Source organism: Nocardioides sp. NPDC023903, assembly GCF_040639295.1.
Classification (GTDB): Bacteria; Actinomycetota; Actinomycetes; order Propionibacteriales; family Nocardioidaceae; genus Nocardioides.
In genome coordinates, this window is record NZ_JBEZZS010000001.1 from 580,044 (window position 1) to 599,047 (window position 19,004).

The 19,004-nt window shown below is 69.9% G+C and carries 19 protein-coding genes; 8 read left to right on the forward strand and 11 right to left on the reverse strand.

The features are described from left to right. Positions 1-23 precede the first annotated feature (23 nt). Complete coding sequence (locus AB0F44_RS02810; protein ID WP_357352431.1) at positions 24-404, reverse strand: VOC family protein; 381 nt, start codon at positions 402-404, stop codon at positions 24-26. After that, positions 401-1,174, reverse strand: a complete 774-nt coding sequence (locus AB0F44_RS02815; RefSeq protein ID WP_357352433.1) for a metalloregulator ArsR/SmtB family transcription factor — start codon at positions 1,172-1,174, stop codon at positions 401-403. The genes AB0F44_RS02810 and AB0F44_RS02815 overlap by 4 nt, the downstream gene beginning before the upstream one ends. A 96-nt stretch (positions 1,175-1,270) precedes the next feature. On the opposite strand from AB0F44_RS02815, the gene AB0F44_RS02820 reads away from it, so the two are divergent. Beyond that, positions 1,271-1,519: a DUF433 domain-containing protein gene (locus AB0F44_RS02820; protein WP_357352435.1), complete on the forward strand. Its 249-nt coding sequence runs from the start codon at positions 1,271-1,273 to the stop codon at positions 1,517-1,519. 90 nt (positions 1,520-1,609) lie between these two features. Here AB0F44_RS02820 and AB0F44_RS02825 read toward each other — a convergent pair whose 3' ends face one another. Then, positions 1,610-3,292 (reverse strand): ABC-F family ATP-binding cassette domain-containing protein, encoded by a 1,683-nt coding sequence (locus tag AB0F44_RS02825; protein ID WP_357352437.1) that lies wholly within the window; start codon positions 3,290-3,292, stop codon positions 1,610-1,612. A 232-nt stretch (positions 3,293-3,524) separates the two neighbouring features. On the opposite strand from AB0F44_RS02825, the gene AB0F44_RS02830 reads away from it, so the two are divergent. The 5 genes from AB0F44_RS02830 to AB0F44_RS02850 all read left to right on the forward strand — a co-directional run bounded on the left by AB0F44_RS02830 (position 3,525) and on the right by AB0F44_RS02850 (position 8,244). Next, positions 3,525-4,040 carry a GNAT family N-acetyltransferase gene (locus AB0F44_RS02830; protein ID WP_357352439.1) on the forward strand — a complete coding sequence of 172 codons (516 nt, stop codon included), beginning with the start codon at positions 3,525-3,527 and terminating at the stop codon, positions 4,038-4,040. A gap of 79 nt (positions 4,041-4,119) precedes the next feature. After that, positions 4,120-5,340 carry a helix-turn-helix domain-containing protein gene (locus AB0F44_RS02835; RefSeq protein WP_357352441.1) on the forward strand — a complete coding sequence of 407 codons (1,221 nt, stop codon included), beginning with the start codon at positions 4,120-4,122 and terminating at the stop codon, positions 5,338-5,340. An 86-nt stretch (positions 5,341-5,426) separates the two neighbouring features. Further along, on the forward strand, positions 5,427-6,839 hold the full coding sequence (locus tag AB0F44_RS02840) for a fatty acid desaturase (RefSeq protein ID WP_357352443.1): 1,413 nt from the start codon (positions 5,427-5,429) through the stop codon (positions 6,837-6,839). Further along, positions 6,836-7,030: a ferredoxin gene (locus AB0F44_RS02845; protein WP_357352445.1), complete on the forward strand. Its 195-nt coding sequence runs from the start codon at positions 6,836-6,838 to the stop codon at positions 7,028-7,030. The genes AB0F44_RS02840 and AB0F44_RS02845 overlap by 4 nt, the downstream gene beginning before the upstream one ends. 29 nt (positions 7,031-7,059) lie before the next feature. Continuing rightward, a complete protein-coding gene (locus AB0F44_RS02850) occupies positions 7,060-8,244 on the forward strand; it encodes an FAD-dependent oxidoreductase (protein WP_357352447.1) in 1,185 nt (394 codons plus the stop codon). On the opposite strand, the gene AB0F44_RS02855 is transcribed toward AB0F44_RS02850, so the two are convergent. The 5 genes from AB0F44_RS02855 to AB0F44_RS02875 all read right to left on the reverse strand — a co-directional run bounded on the left by AB0F44_RS02855 (position 8,202) and on the right by AB0F44_RS02875 (position 13,580). Beyond that, positions 8,202-9,089, reverse strand: coding sequence for a universal stress protein (locus AB0F44_RS02855; RefSeq protein WP_357352449.1), 888 nt, complete (start codon positions 9,087-9,089; stop codon positions 8,202-8,204). The two genes, AB0F44_RS02850 and AB0F44_RS02855, sit on opposite strands and share 43 nt — an antisense overlap. A 50-nt stretch (positions 9,090-9,139) precedes the next feature. Further along, the gene (locus tag AB0F44_RS02860; RefSeq protein WP_357352451.1) at positions 9,140-9,556 is read right to left on the reverse strand and encodes a pyridoxamine 5'-phosphate oxidase family protein; all 417 of its coding nucleotides are present in this window, start codon (positions 9,554-9,556) and stop codon (positions 9,140-9,142) included. A gap of 14 nt (positions 9,557-9,570) precedes the next feature. Continuing rightward, on the reverse strand, positions 9,571-10,545 hold the full coding sequence (locus AB0F44_RS02865; RefSeq protein ID WP_357352453.1) for a universal stress protein: 975 nt from the start codon (positions 10,543-10,545) through the stop codon (positions 9,571-9,573). Positions 10,546-10,626: 81 nt separating this feature from the next. Beyond that, positions 10,627-12,996 (reverse strand): phosphoenolpyruvate synthase, encoded by a 2,370-nt coding sequence (gene ppsA / locus AB0F44_RS02870; RefSeq protein WP_357352710.1) that lies wholly within the window; start codon positions 12,994-12,996, stop codon positions 10,627-10,629. Then, positions 12,993-13,580, reverse strand: coding sequence for a hypothetical protein (locus AB0F44_RS02875; RefSeq protein WP_357352455.1), 588 nt, complete (start codon positions 13,578-13,580; stop codon positions 12,993-12,995). Before AB0F44_RS02875 ends, ppsA begins: the two co-directional genes overlap by 4 nt. A gap of 239 nt (positions 13,581-13,819) precedes the next feature. Between AB0F44_RS02875 and AB0F44_RS02880 the strand changes: the two genes are divergently transcribed. Continuing rightward, positions 13,820-15,394: a GAF domain-containing protein gene (locus AB0F44_RS02880; protein WP_357352457.1), complete on the forward strand. Its 1,575-nt coding sequence runs from the start codon at positions 13,820-13,822 to the stop codon at positions 15,392-15,394. An 85-nt stretch (positions 15,395-15,479) separates the two neighbouring features. Here AB0F44_RS02880 and AB0F44_RS02885 read toward each other — a convergent pair whose 3' ends face one another. From AB0F44_RS02885 to AB0F44_RS02895, 3 genes are all read right to left on the reverse strand, one after another. After that, positions 15,480-16,418, reverse strand: a complete 939-nt coding sequence (locus AB0F44_RS02885; protein WP_357352458.1) for a universal stress protein — start codon at positions 16,416-16,418, stop codon at positions 15,480-15,482. Positions 16,419-16,538: 120 nt separating this feature from the next. Further along, positions 16,539-17,486 carry a universal stress protein gene (locus AB0F44_RS02890; protein ID WP_357352460.1) on the reverse strand — a complete coding sequence of 316 codons (948 nt, stop codon included), beginning with the start codon at positions 17,484-17,486 and terminating at the stop codon, positions 16,539-16,541. Between the two features lie 130 nt (positions 17,487-17,616). After that, positions 17,617-18,312: a hypothetical protein gene (locus tag AB0F44_RS02895; protein WP_357352461.1), complete on the reverse strand. Its 696-nt coding sequence runs from the start codon at positions 18,310-18,312 to the stop codon at positions 17,617-17,619. Between the two features lie 274 nt (positions 18,313-18,586). Between AB0F44_RS02895 and AB0F44_RS02900 the strand changes: the two genes are divergently transcribed. Continuing rightward, a complete protein-coding gene (locus AB0F44_RS02900) occupies positions 18,587-18,994 on the forward strand; it encodes a hypothetical protein (protein ID WP_357352463.1) in 408 nt (135 codons plus the stop codon). Positions 18,995-19,004: the final 10 nt, after the last annotated feature.

Here is a 19,004-nt window from a genome sequence, read left to right on the forward strand (position 1 = left end):
AGACCTTCAGGGACACGGGGTGGTCATGATGCTTCGGCTGCCGTCTGCTCGAGGATCACGAAGCGGTTCCCGTCGGGGTCGTCGAAGGTGAACATCGGCGGTACGCCCGGCCAGAGCAGCAGCTCACCGACGCTCACTCCACGGGCGCTGAGCGTCTCGCGTGCGGCGGCCGCGTCGGGGACGTTGAACCGGATGCCGGTCTCGGTGACCTCCCCTGCTTCGCGATCGCCGGCGACCAGGGCGAGGGAGACGTCGGCGCCGGCCGGAGCGACCTCGATCCAGCGGGTCGGACCGTCGACGTCGAGGCGTACGACGAAGTCCAGGGTGTCGCGGTAGAAGGTGATGGCCTTGTCCTGGTCGGACGTGGTGATGCCGATGGTGCGGATGTCGGTGATGGTGCTCATGAGGGTTCCTCTCGGTTCGAGTCGTACATCTGCGATCCCGGGGTGGTCAGGGTCTCCCCCGTCTCCAGCCACGTCTTGAGGCCGGACAGGATCATCGGCCAGCCGCCGTAGAGCTCCGGGGGCGCGTCGCCGCGCAGCTGGTCATGGGTGACGGTGAGGCGGCAGGAGTCGCCGACAGGCTCGATCTCCCAGGTCACGCGAGTGGTGCCCTGCTCCTCGGCAGCGTCGGACCAGAGCGTGCGCATCGACTGCACGAGCCGCGTCGGCGGCTCCACGACGACGTTCTCGCCCTCCGCGAGCGGCCCGTTCGACCCCGGGTGCACCATCGTGAAGCCCGATCCCGGGGTCCAGTCGGAGTGGACACCGGCACCGAAGTGGTACTTCGCGCGGATCTGCGGATCGGTGATCGCCTCCCACAGCCGCTCCGGCGTGGTGCGGATATAGATCTCGAAGACTTTCTCCATCGTGCGCTCCAGGTCTCGTTTCAGCTCGGCGAGGCCACTCGCCCAGGTCTCGGTGTACTTCGTCACCCAGCGGTCATGGATCTCGCGGATCGGCACGACGTTGAGGAAGTGGTGCTTCTCGCGTCCCTTGCGCACGACGACCACCAGGCCGGCCTCCTCAAGGATCGCCAGGTGCTTCGCCACCGCCGGGCGGGTCATCGAATGACGGCTCACCAGCGAGGACAGCGTCTGCCCGTCCTCTTGCAACAGCGCGTCGAGCAGCGCCCGCCGAGTCGGATCACCAAGGGCTCGAAACACCTGTTCCACAGATCCAGAATAGGAAACCATTTGGTTTCATGTCAATGGGTTCGCCTGATTCGTCGCGACAACAATCAGGAGGTCCAGAGGCGTAGATTTCAACGCATGACACAGACAGTTCCGGGCTTCGACCGGCTGACCGTAGAGCCCGACAAGCTCGGTGGTCAGCCGTGCATTCGCGGCTTCCGGTTCGGGGCCGCCCAGTTCCTCGAGCTCTTCGCCGCCGGAATGACCTTCGAGGAGGTCTGCGAGGACTTCCCGTTCCTCGCCCCAGAAGATGCCCGCGAGGTCTTCGCGTACGCCGCCGCGCTCGCGCAGCGTGACTTCTACCTTCCGCCGCACGAATCTGCGTGAGGCTGCTTCCCGACTAGAACCTGCCGGTCGACGGCCCACGGGTGCGGCGTTCGCCTGGGCGAACGAAAATTCGTTCGCCCAGGGAGCACCTCAGCCGGTGACTTCCGCCCGACCACCGCCGTGCACACGTACGCGCCGCGCCCCCGAGGCGCGGCGGATCCAGTGGCGATCGTGGGTGACGGTGACGACGGCGCCGGGATGGGCGTCGAGGGCGTCCTCGAGCTGATCGACGAGCTCGGGGTCGAGGTGGTTGGTCGGCTCGTCCAGAAGCAGTACGTCACCAGGGTCTGCCAGCGCGATCGCAAGGTCGAGGCGGCGACGCTGCCCGACCGAGAGACCCCGCACGGGGCGGCCCAGCTCGTCCTCGCGCAACAGTCCGAACCGCCGCAGGCGCTCGATGGCGTCCTCGCGGTGGATCCCCACGGTTCGGGCGAACACGCCGGCGACCGAGCCCGCAGGTGGCGCCGCGACATCCTGGCGGAGCCAAGAGATCCGCACCCCCGGGGCGCGCTCGATGGTCCCCGAATCCGGAGCGAGCTCGCCGACCAGCAGCCGCAGGAGCGTCGTCTTGCCGGCCCCGTTCGGTCCGGTCACCAGCCAGCGGTCCCCGGCACTCAGGGACCACGCGGCCATCTGCAGCCAGGCACCGGCGTCACGACGTACGTCACGAAGAGCGACGTAGGGCCCGTCGGCCGGCGACGCGTCGGACCCGAGACCGGCGGCGAACCGGAGCGGCTCAGGTGGCGGCGCGACTGGATCGGCCCGCAGCCGGGCGACACGCTCCTTAGCCATCCGGATCCGGCCCATCGCGCCATGGTCGCGGCTGCGCGCCCGGAAGGCGCCGTGACCGAATCCGTCGAGCTCGAGCTTGCGCGGGATCGCGGAGAGTCGAAACGCGTTCGCCGCGACGAGCGCCTCGTTGCGGGAAAGGTCGGCCTTCCACTCCTCGTGCCGCTCGGCCTGGCGTCGCCGCTCGGTAGCTCGCGCCACGAGGAAGCCGGCGTACCCGTTGCCGTAGCGGCGCAGCCCGCCGTCGCGCACCTGGACGATGTCGGAGGCGTTCCGCTCGAGGAAGGCCCGGTCATGGGTGACCACGACCATCGCCCCGCGATGTGCGTCCAGCTGCGACTCGAGCCAGGTGAGCGCCGCACCGTCGAGGTCGTTGGTCGGCTCGTCGAGCAGAAGCAGCTCTGCGTTGGCCGACAGCGCCACGGCGAGAGCGAGCCGGGCGCGCTCGCCCCCGGAGAGCCCCTCGACCGGACGCCCCCGGTCGACAGCACCCAGACCGAGCTGGTCGAGTGCGGCGTCGACGCGCCGGTCGACGCCGTAGCCGTCGCGGGCTTCGAACCGGTCGATCAGCTCGCCGAGCTCCTCGAGCAGCGCCGGCTGATCCTGGTCGCCGGCGATCGACAGGCGCTCAGCGCAACTCTGGATGCGCGACTCGAGCGCCCGCAGGTCCGCGAGCACGAGGTCGACGGCATCTCGCACCGTCGCTCCGGCCGGGAACCGTGGCTCTTGGGCGGCGTGTGCGATGCCGCCGGGGATGACGACGTGGGCCTCCCCGGCGACCGGTTTCACGGCACCGGCAAGCAGGTCGAGCAGGGTCGATTTGCCGGCGCCGTTGTCGCCGATGACGGCGAGTCGGTCGGCCGGGCCGACGGCGAGGTCGACACGGTCGAGGACGATCCGCTCGGCGAAGCGGACGGTGGCCGAGCGCAGCTCACAGACGCGGTGGCTGCGTACGGCGGAGGGAGAGAAAGCAGACGGGAACACGAGGACTCCTCTTGGCGACGGGTCGGAACACGGACCTCGAGCGCGCCGGGTCGGACGGCGCGGTCGCTCAGGACCCACTGCGGAGAAGACTCGACGCAGCGTCCCGATCTATCGCTTCAGAGTACCCATCGCGGCACACGCTATCAGCCGCTCATCTGGGCCCGCGACTGGTTTTTCGACACCACGTCCAAAGCGTTCGACAGCCGATCGGAGCCGTGCCAGCGTTCGCTCCATGCGTGTCAGAACCGGGTCGGTCAGCGATCTCCCAGCAGCCATGAGTCTCCTCGACACCGCCGTCGCCTGGCTCGCCTCGCAGGGCCGCACCGGGCAGTGGGGCGAGGCGCCGTTCTCGTCCGTCGAGGCGCGGGTGGAGCAGATCCGGACGATGCTCTCCGAGCGGACCGCGCGCATCGCCGAGGCGGACGGGCAGGTGGTCGGGGTCTGCGTGCTGGCCGACGAACCGCTGCCGTACGTCGATCCCGCCCCGATCCCCGAGCTCTACCTGCAGCTGCTCGTCACCGACCGTGCCCGAAGCGGTTCCGGCATCGGCCGGACGCTGGTCGACGACGCGGTCGGGATCGCCCGGGAGCGAGGTGTCGCCCAGCTGAGGCTCGACTGCTACGCCGGCGACGACCAGGCGCTCGTCCGGACGTACGAAGGATTCGGGTTCGCGCTGGAGCGACGGTTCACAGTCGACACCGGGCAGCCCGAGCCCTGGCCCGGCGCGGTCCTCCGGATGCAGATCTGAGCCTCGTCTCCGCGCCACCGCCGCCCGGCCCGGCGTTTGTAGACTGCGCGAATCCGGCGCGTCGAGAGAGGTGAGTGCGATGACCGACATCAGTGACTGGTTGGCGGAATTCGCCGACGAGCAACGCCGGCCCGAGGAGGTCGCCCGCTGGGCCGCGTCGACCGCCGACGCGATCCTGGCCGACGGCGAGATCGATCTGGCCGATCTCCGACCCCTCCTCCTGAAAGCCGTCGAAGAGCACTGGTACGCCTTCCTCGACCGGATCACGCTGCCGGACGCGGAGTTCGAGCTGGTCCCGACCGCACACGCCATCGCACTCGAGGCCGCGCGCCGCCATCTCGGTCTCCCGTTGCTGCTCAAGGTCTACCAGCGGGCTCAGGAGGCGAGCTGGGACTTCGCGGTGCAGGTCGTCCGACAGGCGCCCAGCGATCTCGACCACGAAGCCCTGCTGGTCTGGTTCTGGACGAAGGCCACCGCGTGGTTCGGCTGCTCGGTCGAGCAGTCGGTGCTCATCCACCAGACCGAGACGAACCGGATCCGGCAGCGTGGGGACGCGCGCCGCTTCGAGGTGGTCTCCGAGGCGCTGGACACCCGGAGCGTCTCCCCCACCGAGCTGTCCGCCGCGCTGGACGGCCACCCGATCAACATCCCCGGCCATGTCGCCCTGGTCGCGCACGCGCTCACCGCCGACTCGATCGAGCAGCTGGAGCCGGCCCTCACCGCCGTCTCCCGCCGAGCCGGCGGCCACACCCGGTCGGTGCTGGTGCGCCCAGGCGGCAGGGAGATGTGGGCCTGGCTCGCCCTGAGCGAACAGCCGGACACCGTGACCGACATCGCGATCGATCCCTCAGCCGTCCGCGTGACGATGGGCATCGGTGGGAGCGGGCTCGACGGTTTCGTCGCAGCGCATCTCGACGCCCAGGCGGCCCAACGAGTCGCACAGGCACCGGGCCGTCAAGACCCGGTAACCGCCTACGACGACGTGGCTGCCCTGGTCCTCATCGCACACGACCCCGCTGCCGCCGAGCGGTTCGCCCGGACGACGCTGCGCGGGCTGGCCGAACCGCCCCACGACCGGCTCCGCGAGACCGTACGCGAGGTGCTCACCTCGGCCGAGACGGCAGACAGGCTCGCCGAGCGGCTCGGCATCCACAAGAACACCATCCGCTACCGCGTCGCCCAGGCCGAGCGGCTCCTCGGACGCCCGTTGCGCGAGCGGGCCGGCGACCTGCTGCTGGCGCTCGACTACCACGACGCCTTCCTCACGAAGCCGACTGTGAATACGCACAGTTTTCTGTGAGCGATTCGGCCTGATCGGCCAGAGACTTCGCTGCTGCGTACGTCCATTCTGACAGTGGTCGTAACCGAGATCACAGGAGGCAGCAGATGACACTCGACGCCAGTGGCACCGTCGACAGGGGCTCCACCGAGAGGTGGCGGGACAGGAAGCGCTACCTATGGCTCCTCGGACTCGTGGTCCCGTCCTTCGCCTTCATCGCCGTAGGCGGCTACGCCCTGACCGGCTGGGGCGTGTTCCTGTGGACGGGGCCGATTGTCGTCCTGGGCCTCGTCCCGGCCATCGACTTCGCGGCCGGCCTGGACCGCTCCAACCCGCCCGACGACGTCATCGAGGAGCTCGAGGAGGACAGGTACTACCGCTACATCACCTTCGCGTTCCTCCCGATCCAGTACGCCGGGTTCGCCTTCGCGATGTACCTGATCGCGACCCAGGACTGGCCGTTGGCGCACAAGATCGGCCTGGCTCTCACCATCGGGTTCATCGGTGGCATCGGCATCAACACCGCCCACGAGCTCGGCCACAAGAAGGAGAGCCACGAGCGCTGGCTGTCCAAGATCGCCCTCGCGCAGAGCTTCTACGGACACTTCTACATCGAGCACAACCGCGGCCACCACGTACGTGTCGCAACGCTGGAGGACCCGGCCTCCTCCCGGATGGGCGAGAACCTCTACGGGTTCTGGTTCCGCACGGTGTTCGGGTCGCTGCGGAGCGCCTGGGGCCTGGAGGCCAAGCGCTACCGGCGCAAGGGCACCCACCCGTTCCACCTCGGCAACGACGTCCTCAACGCCTGGCTGATGAGCGTGGCCCTGTGGGCCGCGATGACGCTCTGGCTGGGCGTCGGGATCCTGCCCTACCTCGTCCTCCAGGCCGTCATCGGGTTCTCCCTGCTGGAGGTCGTCAACTACCTGGAGCACTACGGGATGCTGCGGCAGAAGACCACGTCGGGGCGCTACGAGCGGGTGCTGCCGATGCACTCGTGGAACTCCAACAACATCGCCACCAACGTGCTCCTCTACCACCTGCAGCGGCACAGCGACCACCACGCCAACCCCACCCGGCGCTACCAGACCCTGCGTGACTATCGGGAGTCCCCGGCTCTGCCGACCGGCTACGCCGGCATGATCGTGCTGGCCCTGGTCCCGCCGCTGTGGCGCCGCGTGATGGACAAGCGCGTGGTCGCCCACTTCGACGGCGATATCCGCCAGGCGAACGTACGCCCCGGCCGGCGCGACAAGCTGCTCGCCAAGTTCCCGCCGCCCGCGGATCCCGCGGCCGAGGACACCGTGAAGCTCGACCAGACCCGGCAGACCTTCGACGACGAGGTCGCCGCCGGACGGTGCCCGGGCTGCGGCTACGTGTACGAGGTCGCGGTCGGCAACGAGCTCGAGGGCTTCGCCGCCGGCACGGCCTGGCGAGACATCCCCGACGACTGGTGCTGCCCGGACTGCGGCGTACGCGAGAAGGTCGACTTCATCCCGCTGAAGGAGTCAGTGCTGTGAACACGATCGAAGCGGACAAGACGCTGTGCGAGGGCATCGGCATGTGCGAGGCCCAGGCCGACACCTACTTCCAGATCGGCGACGACGGCCTCGTCGAGGTCCTCACCGACGAGGTGCCCGACCCGGACCGCGGGTACGTCAAGGCAGCCGTCGACTCCTGCCCGGTCTCCGCGCTCCGCCTCCTCGGCTGAGCGCGACCCATCGAGTCGGAGGAAGACGAATGCCATCACTTCTGGTCGTCGGCGCCGGCCTGGCCGGGCTCCGCGCCGTCGAAGGCGCACGACAGGCCGGCTGGTCCGGGCCGATCACGATCGTCGGCGACGAGCCGCACCCGCCCTATGACCGGCCACCGCTGTCGAAGGCGGCGCTCGCCAGCGACGAGCAGCCCGGTGTGCCGATGCTGAGGTCGAGCGAGGTGATCCAGGAGCTGCAGGTACGCCACCTCTCCGGAGTGCGCGTCGACGGCCTCGACACCGCGCACCGGACGGTGACCACCAGCGCCGGAGACCTCGGCTACGACGCGCTCGTGATCGCCACCGGCAGCACGGCAACCACCCTGCCCGGGCTGACCGGCCTCCCCGGCGTGCACGTGCTCCGTCGCTACGACGACGCGCTCGCCGTACGCGACTCCCTGGCCCGATCGCGCCGCGTGGTGATCGTCGGGGCCGGGTTCATCGGCTCCGAGATCGCCTCGGCCGCCCGCGCCCGCGGGATCGAGGTCACGGTCGTCGAGGCGAGCAGCCGCCCGCTGGAGCGCGCGGTCGGACCGCTCGCGGCCGGGCGGCTGATGCAGCTGCACGCCGACGCCGGCGTCAGGCTGCTCACCAGGACCACCGTGTCCGGCGTGAGGACTTCAGACCGCGGCGTCGACGAGGTCGAGCTGAGCACCGGTGAGACCCTCGCGGCCGACGCCGTGGTCCTGGGCATCGGCGCCCGCCCGGCAACGGCATGGCTAGCCGACAGCGGCGTCGCCCTGGACGCTCGCTCCGGCGGGGTTCTCTGCGACCGCCGGCTCGCGACCAGCGCGCCCGGGGTCTGGGCCGCGGGGGACGTGGCGTGCGTCGACGGCGAGCGCAACGAGCACTGGACCGCTGCCGGTGAACAGGGCCGGGTCGCCGGCGCGAACGCCGCGGGAGCCACCGAGGTCTTCGCCTCCGTACCGTTCGCCTGGTCGACCTGGCACGGGCACCGGATCCAGGTCGTCGGCGAGACGACCGCCGCCGATGAGGAGGACCACGGCGACGGGTTCATCCTCTACCGGCGAGAGGGCCGCCCTGTCGGCGCGGTCGGCATCGACAGCCCCGGCCCGGTCGCCCGGCTCCGCCGCGCCCTCGCCGCCCAGCCTCGATCCGACGTCCGTGCTCACCTGGCCGGGGCGGGAGGCGTCGTACCAGCTCGGGAGTAGGTCGTCGGCACGGTGACGACGACGCTGTGCGCGTGGTCCAGGAGATGGTTGGCCACCGCTCCCCCGCCACCGACCACGACCATGTGCATGGTCTGGGCCTGCTCCGCGAGCGCGTGCCCGAGGCTTCCGGCCTGGATCCGCAGGTGTGGATGCAGGTCCGGATAGCGCTCCCGAAGTCCGGCCACACACTCCGCGACCAGCACCCGGTCGGCGTCGGGCCGCTCGGCGCCACTGGCGCGGTAGCAGTACAGCACCGTCACCGGCAGGTTCCGCTGGTCGGCCTGGTCGAAGGCGAACTCCAGGGCGGGAATGGAGTCGCTGGTCCCGTCGATGCCGACGAGCACACCTCGGCCCACGCCGCCGCCGCCCGGGCACAGCACGACGACCGGGCACTTCGCGTCATAGACGACGGACCGGCTGACCGAGCCGAGGATCCAGCTGCCGATCGGTCCCTTGCCTCTCGACCCGAGCACCAGCATCGACGCATGGCCGGACGCGGCAACGAGCGCGGGCTCCAACGACCCGATCTGCTGGGACGTGGTCACCTCCGGGCGCCGGTATCCGTCGAACGCCGCGGCTCTGGAGAGCTCATCGAGGCGACGCTCGGCGTAGCGACCGGCGCTCGACAGCACCACCGACCCGTGCGCCTGCTCGGGCTCCGAGGGGGCACCGGCCCGGAATCCGGGCGGCGTCTCCAGGGTCGTGGCCGACACCACATGGACCAGGCCCACGTCACGTCCGTCGCGGTAGGCCTGCTCGACCGCCCACGACACGCTCTCGGCCGCTGCCGGCCAGTTCTCGACCCCGACCAGGACTGCGCCCTCGGGGATTGCTGCGTACGTCATCTCGACTCTTCCGTCTTCTCGTCTGTGCTCTACTCGTTTGTGGGGGTGGTTCAGACCGGCACGACGCGCCGGCCGGTGATCTGGGTCGGCGTGATGCACACGAACAGCGTTCGCCGGCCGTCCGCCCACGGCTCCGGCCTGAGGTCGTGCGCCGTCAGCCAGACGCCGTCGACGAACTCCGCGGACCCGCGTGCCAGCACGCTCCAGCCCGAGGAGGTGTAGGAGTCGAACTCGTCGATCTGATACGACACCTGTCCGGTGCCGACGTGGTCCGCGATCGCCGTGCGCGGCGCGGCACGGAACACGATCCGTTCGCCCACCATGACGTGGTTGACCGGCAGGACCAGAGGTCCGTCCGGGTCGCCGAAGGCGACTCTTCCGACCTCGCTCCGCTCGAGCAGCTCCACGCATTCGGCGCGGTCGAGCTCGGTCAGGTGACCGGGGAACCATCGTGCTGCCAGATACATCGTCTTCTCCTTCGTCACTGTCGCCCGGCACCGACCGGCCGGCTGTCTGCTGTCATCACCCCGTCCGTGGCTCCGGCGTCCCCCTCGAACGCCGGTGCCACGGAGGGGTCGATCTCGACCGGGCAGATGCTCTCCCGAAGCACGGCCCGGGCAGTCCCGCCCAGATGCCCGAAGCCGCGGAAGCTCCGGCCATGGCCGAGGATCAGCAGATCCGCGGTCCGGGATGCCTCCACCAGGGCGTACGCCGTTTGGGCGTGCACGACGTCGACCCGGGCATCGACTCCGGCCACCTTCGGGCCCGAGTCCGCTCGGGCCGCGCCCAGGGTGGCGGTGAGCTCTCGCTCGGCCCGGTCGATCCAGGCCTGCTCCTCGCTCCCGACGGCGAGGTAGTCCTGGAAGGCCCCGAAGGTGTGCCAGGCGTGCAGAAGCCGCAGGGGCGCGCCCCGCTCGGCCGCCATCTCCAGGCCGCGGCGTACGAGGGCGATGGAGCCGGCGGCGTCCTGGACCCCGACGACGATCTCGCGGCGTTCGTCCCCGGGCACCCAGGTAGCGGGGACGGCGATCATCGGCACGGGCGCGTGAGCGGCGACCGGGGCGAGGATGGAGGAGGTGATGATCCGGTCGAGCCCCCTCCGCGGCTGGTCACCCAGCACGACCAACCGTGCCTTGGCAGACTCCTGGGCCAGGACCGTCGCCGGCAGGCCGAGCAGCAGGTCCGTGGTCACCACCGCACCGCTCTCCGCGACCGCGTCCTCCGCCTCTGCGAGGATCGCTCGTCCGAGCTGACCCATCCTGGAGTCGGGGGCCGTGGGCGCCACCGGCCAGGTCGGCAGCGGCGGTGCGTACGGGTCGACCACGTAGACCAGGTGCAACGCGGCACCGGACCGAGCCGCCTCAGCGGCCGCATAGCGGGCGGCGGCGAGCCCGGCCTCGGTGCCGTCGACCCCTGCCAGGATGAGATCTCTACGCTCGTTGATTACTTCAGCCATGTATCCAGCGTCGGTCCGCGGGGCCGTCCTCCGACAGGGACCCTCGGCCCGAGGCAAGGGCCTTTGGTCGCCCATCACGGCTCACCCCTCGGCCGCGAGCACGGTCTGCGTGACCGCGAGGATCGAGTCGGGCGTGACACTGATCGCGTCGATGCCGAGCCTGACGAGGGAACGTACGACCTCGGGGTGGTCCGAGGGCGCCTGGCCGCAGATGCCGGAGTGCATGCCGTGACGCCGACAGCCTTGGACCGCAAGAGCGATCATCCGCTCGACCGCAGGGTCGCGCTCGTCATAGTCGAAGGCGACCAGCTCGCTGTCGCGGTCCACGCCGAGGGTGAGCTGGGTGAGGTCGTTGCTGCCGATCGAGAACCCGTCGAACCGCTTGGCGAACTCGTCGACCAGGATGACGTTCGACGGGATCTCGCACATCGCATAGACCTTCAGGCGGTGCTTCCCGCGGCGCAGCCCGAGCTCCGCCATCCGGGCCAGCACGCGGTCGGCCTCGTCGAGACGTCGGACGAACGGCACCATGACGACGACGTTCTCCAGGCCCATCTCCTCGCGAACCCGGCGAAGCGCGGCGCATTCGAGCGCGAATCCCTCGGTATAGGCCGGATGGGCGTAGCGCGCGGCCCCGCGGAAGCCGAGCATCGGATTGGGCTCGGCCGGCTCGAAGGCCGCACCGCCGAGGAGTGCCGCGTACTCGTTGGTCTTGAAGTCGGAGAGGCGCACGACGACAGGCTTGGGGTGGAAGGCCGCGGCGATGGTGCCGATCCCCTCGGCCAGTCTCTCGATCACGTACGCCGCGCCATCACCGCCCACGAGGCGCTGGACTTCTGCGCGCTGGCCGGCGTCGGTGATGCGCTCGGGATGCAGCGCGGCGAGCGGGTGCACACGCACGTGCTCGGCGAGGATGAACTCCATCCGCGCCAGCCCGACCCCGTCGTTGGGCAGGAAGGACGACTCGAACGCGATCCCGGGGTTGCCGAGGTTGAGCATGACGTGTGTCCGCGGACGCGCGGTCAGCTCGGTGGCGACCTCGTTCGCGTGGAAGTCGGCCAGGCCGCGATAGACGTGGCCGTCATCGCCTTCCGCGCAGGAGACGGTGACCTCCTCGCCGTCGGTGATCGTGCGGGTCGCGTCACCGGTGCCGACCACGGCCGGGATGCCGAGCTCGCGGGCGACGATCGCTGCGTGACAGGTGCGACCGCCGTGCTCGGTGACGACCGCGGAGGCGATCTTCATCAGCGGCTCCCAGTCGGGGCTGGTGCTGGTTGCGACCAGCACGTCACCATGGGCAAAGCCCACGTCCTCCCCGATGCTGCGGACGATCCGGGCAGGGCCTGCGCCGACCCTGGCACCGACCGCGCGGCCGGTGGTGATCAGGTCGCCGTGCGCCTCGACCACGAACCGGGTCATGACCGCCGGTCGCCTCCTCGCGGCCACCGTCTCGGGGCGGGCCTGGACGACGTACAGCAGACCGTCGGTGCCGTCCTTGGCCCACTCGATGTCCATCGGCTTGCCGTAGTGGCGCTCGATGGTCATCGCCGCACCGGCCAGCTCGAGCACCTCCTCGTCGGTGAGGCAGAAACGGCCGCGGTCGGCAGGCGGCGTGGGCTCGTTCCGCACCGGCTCGGTCTCCCCCAGCACCATGCGCACCGCCTTGCTCCCGAGACGGCGGCTCAGCACGGCGCGGTGGCCGGCTGCGTACGTCGGCTTGTGCACGTAGAACTCATCGGGTTCGACCAGGCCCTGTACGACGTTCTCGCCGAGACCGTAGGAGCCGGTCACGAAGACGACGTCCCGGAACCCCGACTCCGTGTCGAGGGTGAAGGTGACCCCTGAACAGGCGAGGTCGGAGCGCACCATCTTCATCACTCCGACCGAGAGCGCCACCGACAGCTGGTCATAGCCGTGCCGCGCCCGGTAGTCGACCGCCCGGTCGGTGAAGATCGAGGCGAAGCAACGGCGTACGGCGTCGAGCAGCGCCTCCTCGCCCTGGACGTGAAGGTAGGACTCGTGCTGGCCGGCGAAGCTCGCGTCCGGCAGGTCCTCGGCCGTGGCCGAGGACCTGACCGCGAGCGCGACGTCGCTGCCGTACTCCAGCCGTAGGGTCTGGAAGGCCTTCACAACCTCCTCGGCGAGGTCCTGGGGAAGGTCTGCGGTGAGGAGAAGGCCTCGGGCCCGGGCAGCGCGCTCGGCGAGGTTCTCGCGGTCGTCGACGTCGAGATCGGCGAAGATCGTCACCAGAGCCGAGTCGATGCCAGAGGCATGCAGGAAGTGGCGATAGCCGTCGGCCGTCACCGCGAACCCGTTGGGCACGCGGATGTCACGATCGTGGAGGCCGCGGTACATCTCACCGAGGGAGGCGTTCTTGCCGCCGACCAAGGGGACGTCGGCGATGCCGACCTCCCCGAACGTACGTGTGTAGCGCGTCGGGCGGGTGGTCATCGCAGCCACGGGTGGTGCATGACGAGCGGCATCCGTGCCCACTGCTTGCCGAAGCCCCAGGTGTCGCCGGCGTACGTCAGTGCCAGGACGCCGACCGTGAGCGCACCGAGCAGGTGGTCGTCGATGATCGGGTTCTGATCCAGCGGGAAGCTGGAGAACCACATCAGGACGTACATCGTCGCGCCGGCGATGGCCCCGACCCGCATCCCGATGCCGAACGTGAGCGTGAGGCCCACGCCGAGCAGCCCGATCATGAACAGCCAGTCGGCCCACGGCTGACCCGCCATGTCGTTCCACATGCCCTGCAGCCAGTTGTTCTCGGGCACGTTGGACAGGTAGCCCTCGGTGGGACTGCCACCGTTGATCCAGGCGGCGTCCTGGGCGAAGAAGTCGATACCGGTTCGGGTGCCGGCCTCGTTGGTGATCGCACCGGTGTGGAAGCCCAACGCGAGCAGCTTGTCGAAGAAGGCCCACAGGAACGTGAGCCCGAACGCGATCCTCAGCGTCCCGAGCATCCGCGCGGCGGGCAGCGGGTAGTGCCCCGGCAGCGTTGTCGCGGAGCCTGGTGTGGAGATTGAAGTCATGATTCCTCCCACGGTCTCGCCGGCCCGTCTTGGCCGGACACCTTCAGCCAACCGCCGCCGAAACCGTCGGGTCGAGGGAACGGGGTCCGCCCCGAGCGGGCCCTTCGTCCCCGGCGCCGCAGGACTGCCGACCGTGACCGCTCGTCGGTTTCGATGATCTCGAGGCGGAAATCACCGAGGTGGGGGCTCTGCAGTCCTTTACCGAGAAGTCCCGGCGCCGCCGGTCTAGAGTGAACGTCATGGCATCGCCGGAGACGGGGCTGCCGGATGCTGCACGGGCAGTGCTCGACGCCATCAACGTCATGAACTCCGATCTGGACCTTCCCGGGGTCCTCGACCGGATCGTGCGCTCTGCCCGCGCCATCACCGACGCCCGCTACGGTGCCCTCGGCGTCCTCGGCGACGACCGTACGCTCGTGGAGTTCGTCTATCACGGGATCGACGAGCCCACCCGGTCCCGCATCGGGCAGAACCCTCACGGACGCGGCATCCTCGGTCTGCTGATCAACGACCCGCGACCGATCCGTCTCGAACGACTGCAGGATCATCCAGCCTCCTACGGGTTCCCGCCGCACCATCCGCCGATGACGTCGTTCCTGGGCACTCCGGTGACGATCCGTGGCACCGTCTACGGCAACCTCTATCTCACCGGGAAGGCCCACGGCCGGCCCTTCACCGACGAGGACGAGGTCCTGGTCACCGCACTGGCCTCCGCGGCCGGCACCGTGATCGAGAACGCGCGGGTCTTTGCCGCCGCCGAGCGGCAGCGCGCCTGGCTTGCCGCCTCGTCGCAGATGTACAACGCCCTCCAGATGCCCACCACGACCGTCCGCGCGGTCGAGCTGGTCGCCACCTGCATACGCCCGGCCTGCGGCGCCGAGGGCGTCGGTGTGGTTCAGCAAGGCAGTGACGGCCCGGAGGTGCTGGCCACGGACGGGCTTCCCGCCGCGGAGATCCTCACCACCTGCATCGAGGTCCGCGAAGCGTTCGAGACCGCCGCCAAGGGTGAGAGCGTGCCGCCCGTGGCGGTGGCCGACGGATCCGTGGTCGTGCTGGCGCCTCTGCGCGGCCATCTGTACAGGCCCGCAGTCGTCGTCGCGGTGGTCTCCGACCTCCGGACCGCCCGGTCCCAGCACGATCTCCTCACCTCGTTCGCCGACCAGGCGGCGGTCGCGCTGGACCGCGTCCATGCGGTCGCCGAGCACCAAGCGGGGGCTCTTGTCACCGACCGTGACCGGATCGCCCGAGACCTGCACGACCTGGTGATCCAACGCCTCTTCTCGACCGCCCTGCTCCTCGAGGGCACCCGGGTGAAGGCGACCGGTCCGGGGGTGCAGCACCGCATCGATGAGGCGATCGCCGACCTCGACAGCACGATCCGCGACATCCGCTCCACGATCTTCCAGCTCCAGCCGAGCGCAGCGGAGGGGATTCGCGACTCGTTGCACGCGCTGCTCACCGAGTACGCCGGCGCTCTCGGCTTCACTCCCGAGCTCCGCACCACTGGTCTCGTGGATACGCCGGTGCCGCAGACGATTAGCAACGAGCTTCTCGCCGTGCTGCGCCAAGTCCTCTCTAGCATCGCCCGGCAGGAGAAGGCCATCCTGGTCTCCGTCGAGGTAAGCGTCGAGACCGACGCGGACGGCCGCCGGTGGTTGGGACTCCAGGTCACTGACGGCGGAGGCCTCGGAACGACGGGGAGTTGGCTGCGCAACATACGAGAGCGCGTGATCGAACTCAGCGGAATGGTCTCGATCGGCGACCGCGAACCCGGCGAGACCCAGCTGACCTGGCGCGCGCCGCTCGACGAGTGAACTGCCCGGTGAGGCTGATGCGTGACCAGCCCCACCGGGCGTCTTCCCCGGCTCCGGCCCACCCCCTGGGCCGGCTCCGGAGGCTCTAGGCGGCCCCAGCCGTCGAGTCCGACATCGGTGCCGATCGGCCGTGGCCGTTCAGCCGCGCCACGGGGACGACCAGCACCGGGACCTCGGCCCTGTCGAGCACCTCCCGCGCCACCGCACCCAGTCCGATCGAGGCACCGTTGTGATGATCTCGGCCCAGGACGATGAGCTGGGGGTCGCTGACGTGGTCGGTCAGTACGTCGGCGGCGTGGCCGTTGTCTCGCACCGCGGTGACCGCCACGCCGGGAAACTCGTCCCGGAGCGGGCCGACCAGTTCCTCCAACGCCGCCACGCTGCGCTGCTCCCACTGCCGATAGAGGGGCGCGCCGAGGACTTTGTCCCAGACGAGCATGGGCCGCAGGTCGATCGCGGATACGACGCGCAACGGTGCCGCAGACCGCATCGCCTCCCGGAACGCCAGCCGGAGCGACTCCTCGTCATCCGCCGCCGGATCGACGCCGACGACGATGGTGCCCGGGTGATGAGGCCTTGCGTTCCATACCGGCGGCACCACCACCAGCGGAGACGACGCGCGAGCGGCGAGGCGGAGCGCGGTGGTCCCGATGCGCATGCTCCGCAAGGGACCCATACCGCGCTTCCCGACGACGAGCAGGTCACGCTCGCCGACGGCCGCCAGTAATGCGGACACCGGATGGCCGAACCGGACGAGGGTACGCACGCTCAGCTGCGGGTGCACGGCCACCACGCGGTCGCGGATGTCCTCGAGGAGCACCCATTCGTGCCCCCGGGCCGCAGCGGCCTCCTGCTGGTCAGGGACGCCGACGTCGACCACCCCGACCAGCGTCAGCAGCCCGCTCGTCGCCAGCGCCGAGGCGACGGCGTAGTCCACCGCGGCCCGGTTGCGCTCGGAGCCGTCGACACCGACCACGACCTTCACCTGGTCCTTCTCCTTCACCTGGTCCTTCTCATAGGTCATCGCAACGCACAGCTCCTCCGGTTCGCTCCCACAGACGCCCCCAGCAAACCCTCATCCATGCGCCGCGCGGAGAGACCATGGTCCGGGCACATCGGGATCAAGGTCCATGACCGCGCCCGCTCAACGATCGTGGTCATCCGGCTCGGACGGGCAGGGCACCACGGCGACAGGCACCTCTGCGTTGTGAATCACCTCGCGTGCTACCGGTCCGAGGCCCCAGGTGCCGCGCGCGTCGTGGCGTCGTCCGAGCACGATCAGCTGAGCACCGATCGACCTGGCCAAGACGATGCCGGCGGCGTGGCCGCGGTCTCGCTCGATCGTGAGGCGGACCTGCGGATACTCCTCACGTAGCGGTTTGATCGCTGCCTCGAGATTCACGGTGCTGCGTTCCTGGCCGTCGCGTACGAGCGGTGCGTTGGCGGTCGGGTCCCAGACGAGTACAGGACGCAGGTTGACCGAGTGCATCACCACCAGCTCGACCCCGTCGCGGCGGGCCCGCTCGAACGCGGCGCGCAGCACCGGTGCATGAAGACTGTCCGGGTCCACGCCGACGACCACTGGTTCCCCTCGGTGGTCCGTCGGGCTCCATCCAGGCGGCACGACCACCACGGTCCCGAGGGCCCGTCCGGCGACCCTCATCGCCGTCGACCCGACCAGGAACCGATGAGTACCGCCGAGGCCACGTTTGCCGACAACCAGCAGGTCCTCCACGTCCGAGTACCCGAGCAGAGCCGGCACCGGGTGGTCGAACTCGATCAACGACACCGTCCGTACGCCGGCATGTGCGGCTTCGACCTGACGCTCGATCTCTTTCAGCACGGGCCACCGGCGCCCGTCGACGGCGCCATCCTGATGTCGCACCGGGTGTCGGACGGCGCCGATCGGCACTAGCGGCCGGCCGGAGGCAGCCGCTTCCGCGATCGCGTACGCCACAGCGGCTCGGTTGGGCTCGGAGCCGTCCACGCCGACCACGACCCTCGGTTCGAGCGGTGGCAGCGGGCGGGTCGGGGGACCCGAGGGCTCCTCGCCCACCGCGGTCTGCCCGCCAGGACTCGAGGTCGCGGTCATATGTCCTCCCTCACGAGATCGGGTGATCGGCTGATCGCTCCAGTGGCCTTCAGCGAAACCCGCCGGTTGCGGAGGGGGCCAGGGACGTAGGTCCGCCAGGTCGGGAACAAAGTCCTCAGGCTCCCGAGGCTCAGCACGCGCCTCCCCACGGCCGAGGCGCTGCGCCCCGGAGATAGCGGTCCGGGCCGCCTGCCGCCCGGGCACCGGAACGGAACCATGCCTCCAGTCCTGGGGCGTCGCGTCGCCCGAGCTCGTCGAGAAGCAGCTCGCGGATCTCGACCGCCCGCAGCTTCGCTCCCGGGTCCATAGCCCGGTCGAGGGCCACATAGCTGGATCGCCAGGCCATGCACAGGTCCGAGTCGGTCAGCCCGTCGGTGACCGCCAAGACAGCCTCGACCGGATCGATCACGTGTGGTCTGATCGCCACTGCCGCTGACTCTGCCGCTGTCTCTGCGCGAGAGCGCCGCCTGCCCACCCGGTGACGGCGCTTCACCGGTCGCGCGGTGCGCGGGGGCCAGCCGAGCCACCCCATCTCCCAGGCGGCGGCGAGTCCCGCGGCGGTCACCAGCAGACCACTCGTCCAACCGAGCGCGTAGATGAGCCCTGCGGCAGCCAGCGCCGTGGTCGGCCACAGCAGGCTCCTGACGAGCACGACCTTCCACTGGATCGGGCCCGTATCGGGTCCCAGGCACACCAACAGCGAGACGGTGATGAAGCTCGCGCCCGCCCACCAACCGACCGTCATGGGCACGGACCACGCCATGAGTGCGGCCATGCCGCAACCGGCCACGATGGCGGCCACGGCCGACCAGACCCAACCTCTCATGTGGTCACCTTCCCGGCTGGCCGGGCACGGGCGGACGGGCCAGGGTTCCTCCGGGTCCGGGACCAAAGCCCCGACGACGGCAGGCGTAGGTCACTCGCTGAGTCTCACCAACCGTTCCCCATCGACCACCATGTCGTGACCGGGACGCTCGTTGTGAGGACTTTGGCGCAGAGTCACGAGGACCTTCGCCACCTGCTTCGAGACCTCGAGCGGTGCCAGCGTGGTCACGTCATGAGGGATGACACCCCCACCTGTTCCCGGCGACGGAGGCGCGATGAGCCGCAAGAGCAAGGTCCTGCTCGGGTTGCTGCTGTTCAACGGCTTGAGCGCCACGGTCGGAGGGCTCGCGCTGATGACCGACTGGATTCCCGAACAGGCATCCTGGGTCCGCGACACCGACTTCCCCAGCAACTACTTCCCGGGCGTGATCCTGATGGCCGTGGTAGGCGGCAGCTCCTTGATCGCCGCCACCGCCCTTGCCAAACGCAGCCACGGCTGGCAGCTCGCCAGCATCGTCGCGGGAACGATCATGGTGTTCTGGATCGTGGGAGAGGTCGCCTCGATCCGTGGGTTCCATTTCCTGCAGGTGATCTACCTCGTGACGGGTGCCCTCGTGGTGGCGTGGACACCAGCGCGGCAGGCAGAAGAGGCTTCATCGATTGACGCGGCTGGAAGCGCGTGAGGGCGATGCA

Excerpts from the sequence above, each read along its gene's own strand:
- AB0F44_RS02810 (WP_357352431.1), bottom strand. The coding sequence starts at position 404 with ATGAGCACCATCACCGACATCCGCACCATCGGCATCACCACGTCCGAC.
- AB0F44_RS02820 (WP_357352435.1), top strand. The coding sequence starts at position 1,271 with ATGACACAGACAGTTCCGGGCTTCGACCGGCTGACCGTAGAGCCCGAC.
- AB0F44_RS02830 (WP_357352439.1), top strand. The coding sequence starts at position 3,525 with ATGCGTGTCAGAACCGGGTCGGTCAGCGATCTCCCAGCAGCCATGAGT.
- AB0F44_RS02835 (WP_357352441.1), top strand. The coding sequence starts at position 4,120 with ATGACCGACATCAGTGACTGGTTGGCGGAATTCGCCGACGAGCAACGC.
- AB0F44_RS02840 (WP_357352443.1), top strand. The coding sequence starts at position 5,427 with ATGACACTCGACGCCAGTGGCACCGTCGACAGGGGCTCCACCGAGAGG.
- AB0F44_RS02850 (WP_357352447.1), top strand. The coding sequence starts at position 7,060 with ATGCCATCACTTCTGGTCGTCGGCGCCGGCCTGGCCGGGCTCCGCGCC.
- AB0F44_RS02855 (WP_357352449.1), bottom strand. The coding sequence starts at position 9,089 with ATGACGTACGCAGCAATCCCCGAGGGCGCAGTCCTGGTCGGGGTCGAG.
- AB0F44_RS02860 (WP_357352451.1), bottom strand. The coding sequence starts at position 9,556 with ATGTATCTGGCAGCACGATGGTTCCCCGGTCACCTGACCGAGCTCGAC.
- AB0F44_RS02865 (WP_357352453.1), bottom strand. The coding sequence starts at position 10,545 with ATGGCTGAAGTAATCAACGAGCGTAGAGATCTCATCCTGGCAGGGGTC.
- ppsA (WP_357352710.1), bottom strand. The coding sequence starts at position 12,996 with ATGACCACCCGCCCGACGCGCTACACACGTACGTTCGGGGAGGTCGGC.
- AB0F44_RS02875 (WP_357352455.1), bottom strand. The coding sequence starts at position 13,580 with ATGACTTCAATCTCCACACCAGGCTCCGCGACAACGCTGCCGGGGCAC.
- AB0F44_RS02880 (WP_357352457.1), top strand. The coding sequence starts at position 13,820 with ATGGCATCGCCGGAGACGGGGCTGCCGGATGCTGCACGGGCAGTGCTC.
- AB0F44_RS02885 (WP_357352458.1), bottom strand. The coding sequence starts at position 16,418 with ATGACCTATGAGAAGGACCAGGTGAAGGAGAAGGACCAGGTGAAGGTC.
- AB0F44_RS02890 (WP_357352460.1), bottom strand. The coding sequence starts at position 17,486 with ATGACCGCGACCTCGAGTCCTGGCGGGCAGACCGCGGTGGGCGAGGAG.
- AB0F44_RS02895 (WP_357352461.1), bottom strand. The coding sequence starts at position 18,312 with ATGAGAGGTTGGGTCTGGTCGGCCGTGGCCGCCATCGTGGCCGGTTGC.
- AB0F44_RS02900 (WP_357352463.1), top strand. The coding sequence starts at position 18,587 with ATGAGCCGCAAGAGCAAGGTCCTGCTCGGGTTGCTGCTGTTCAACGGC.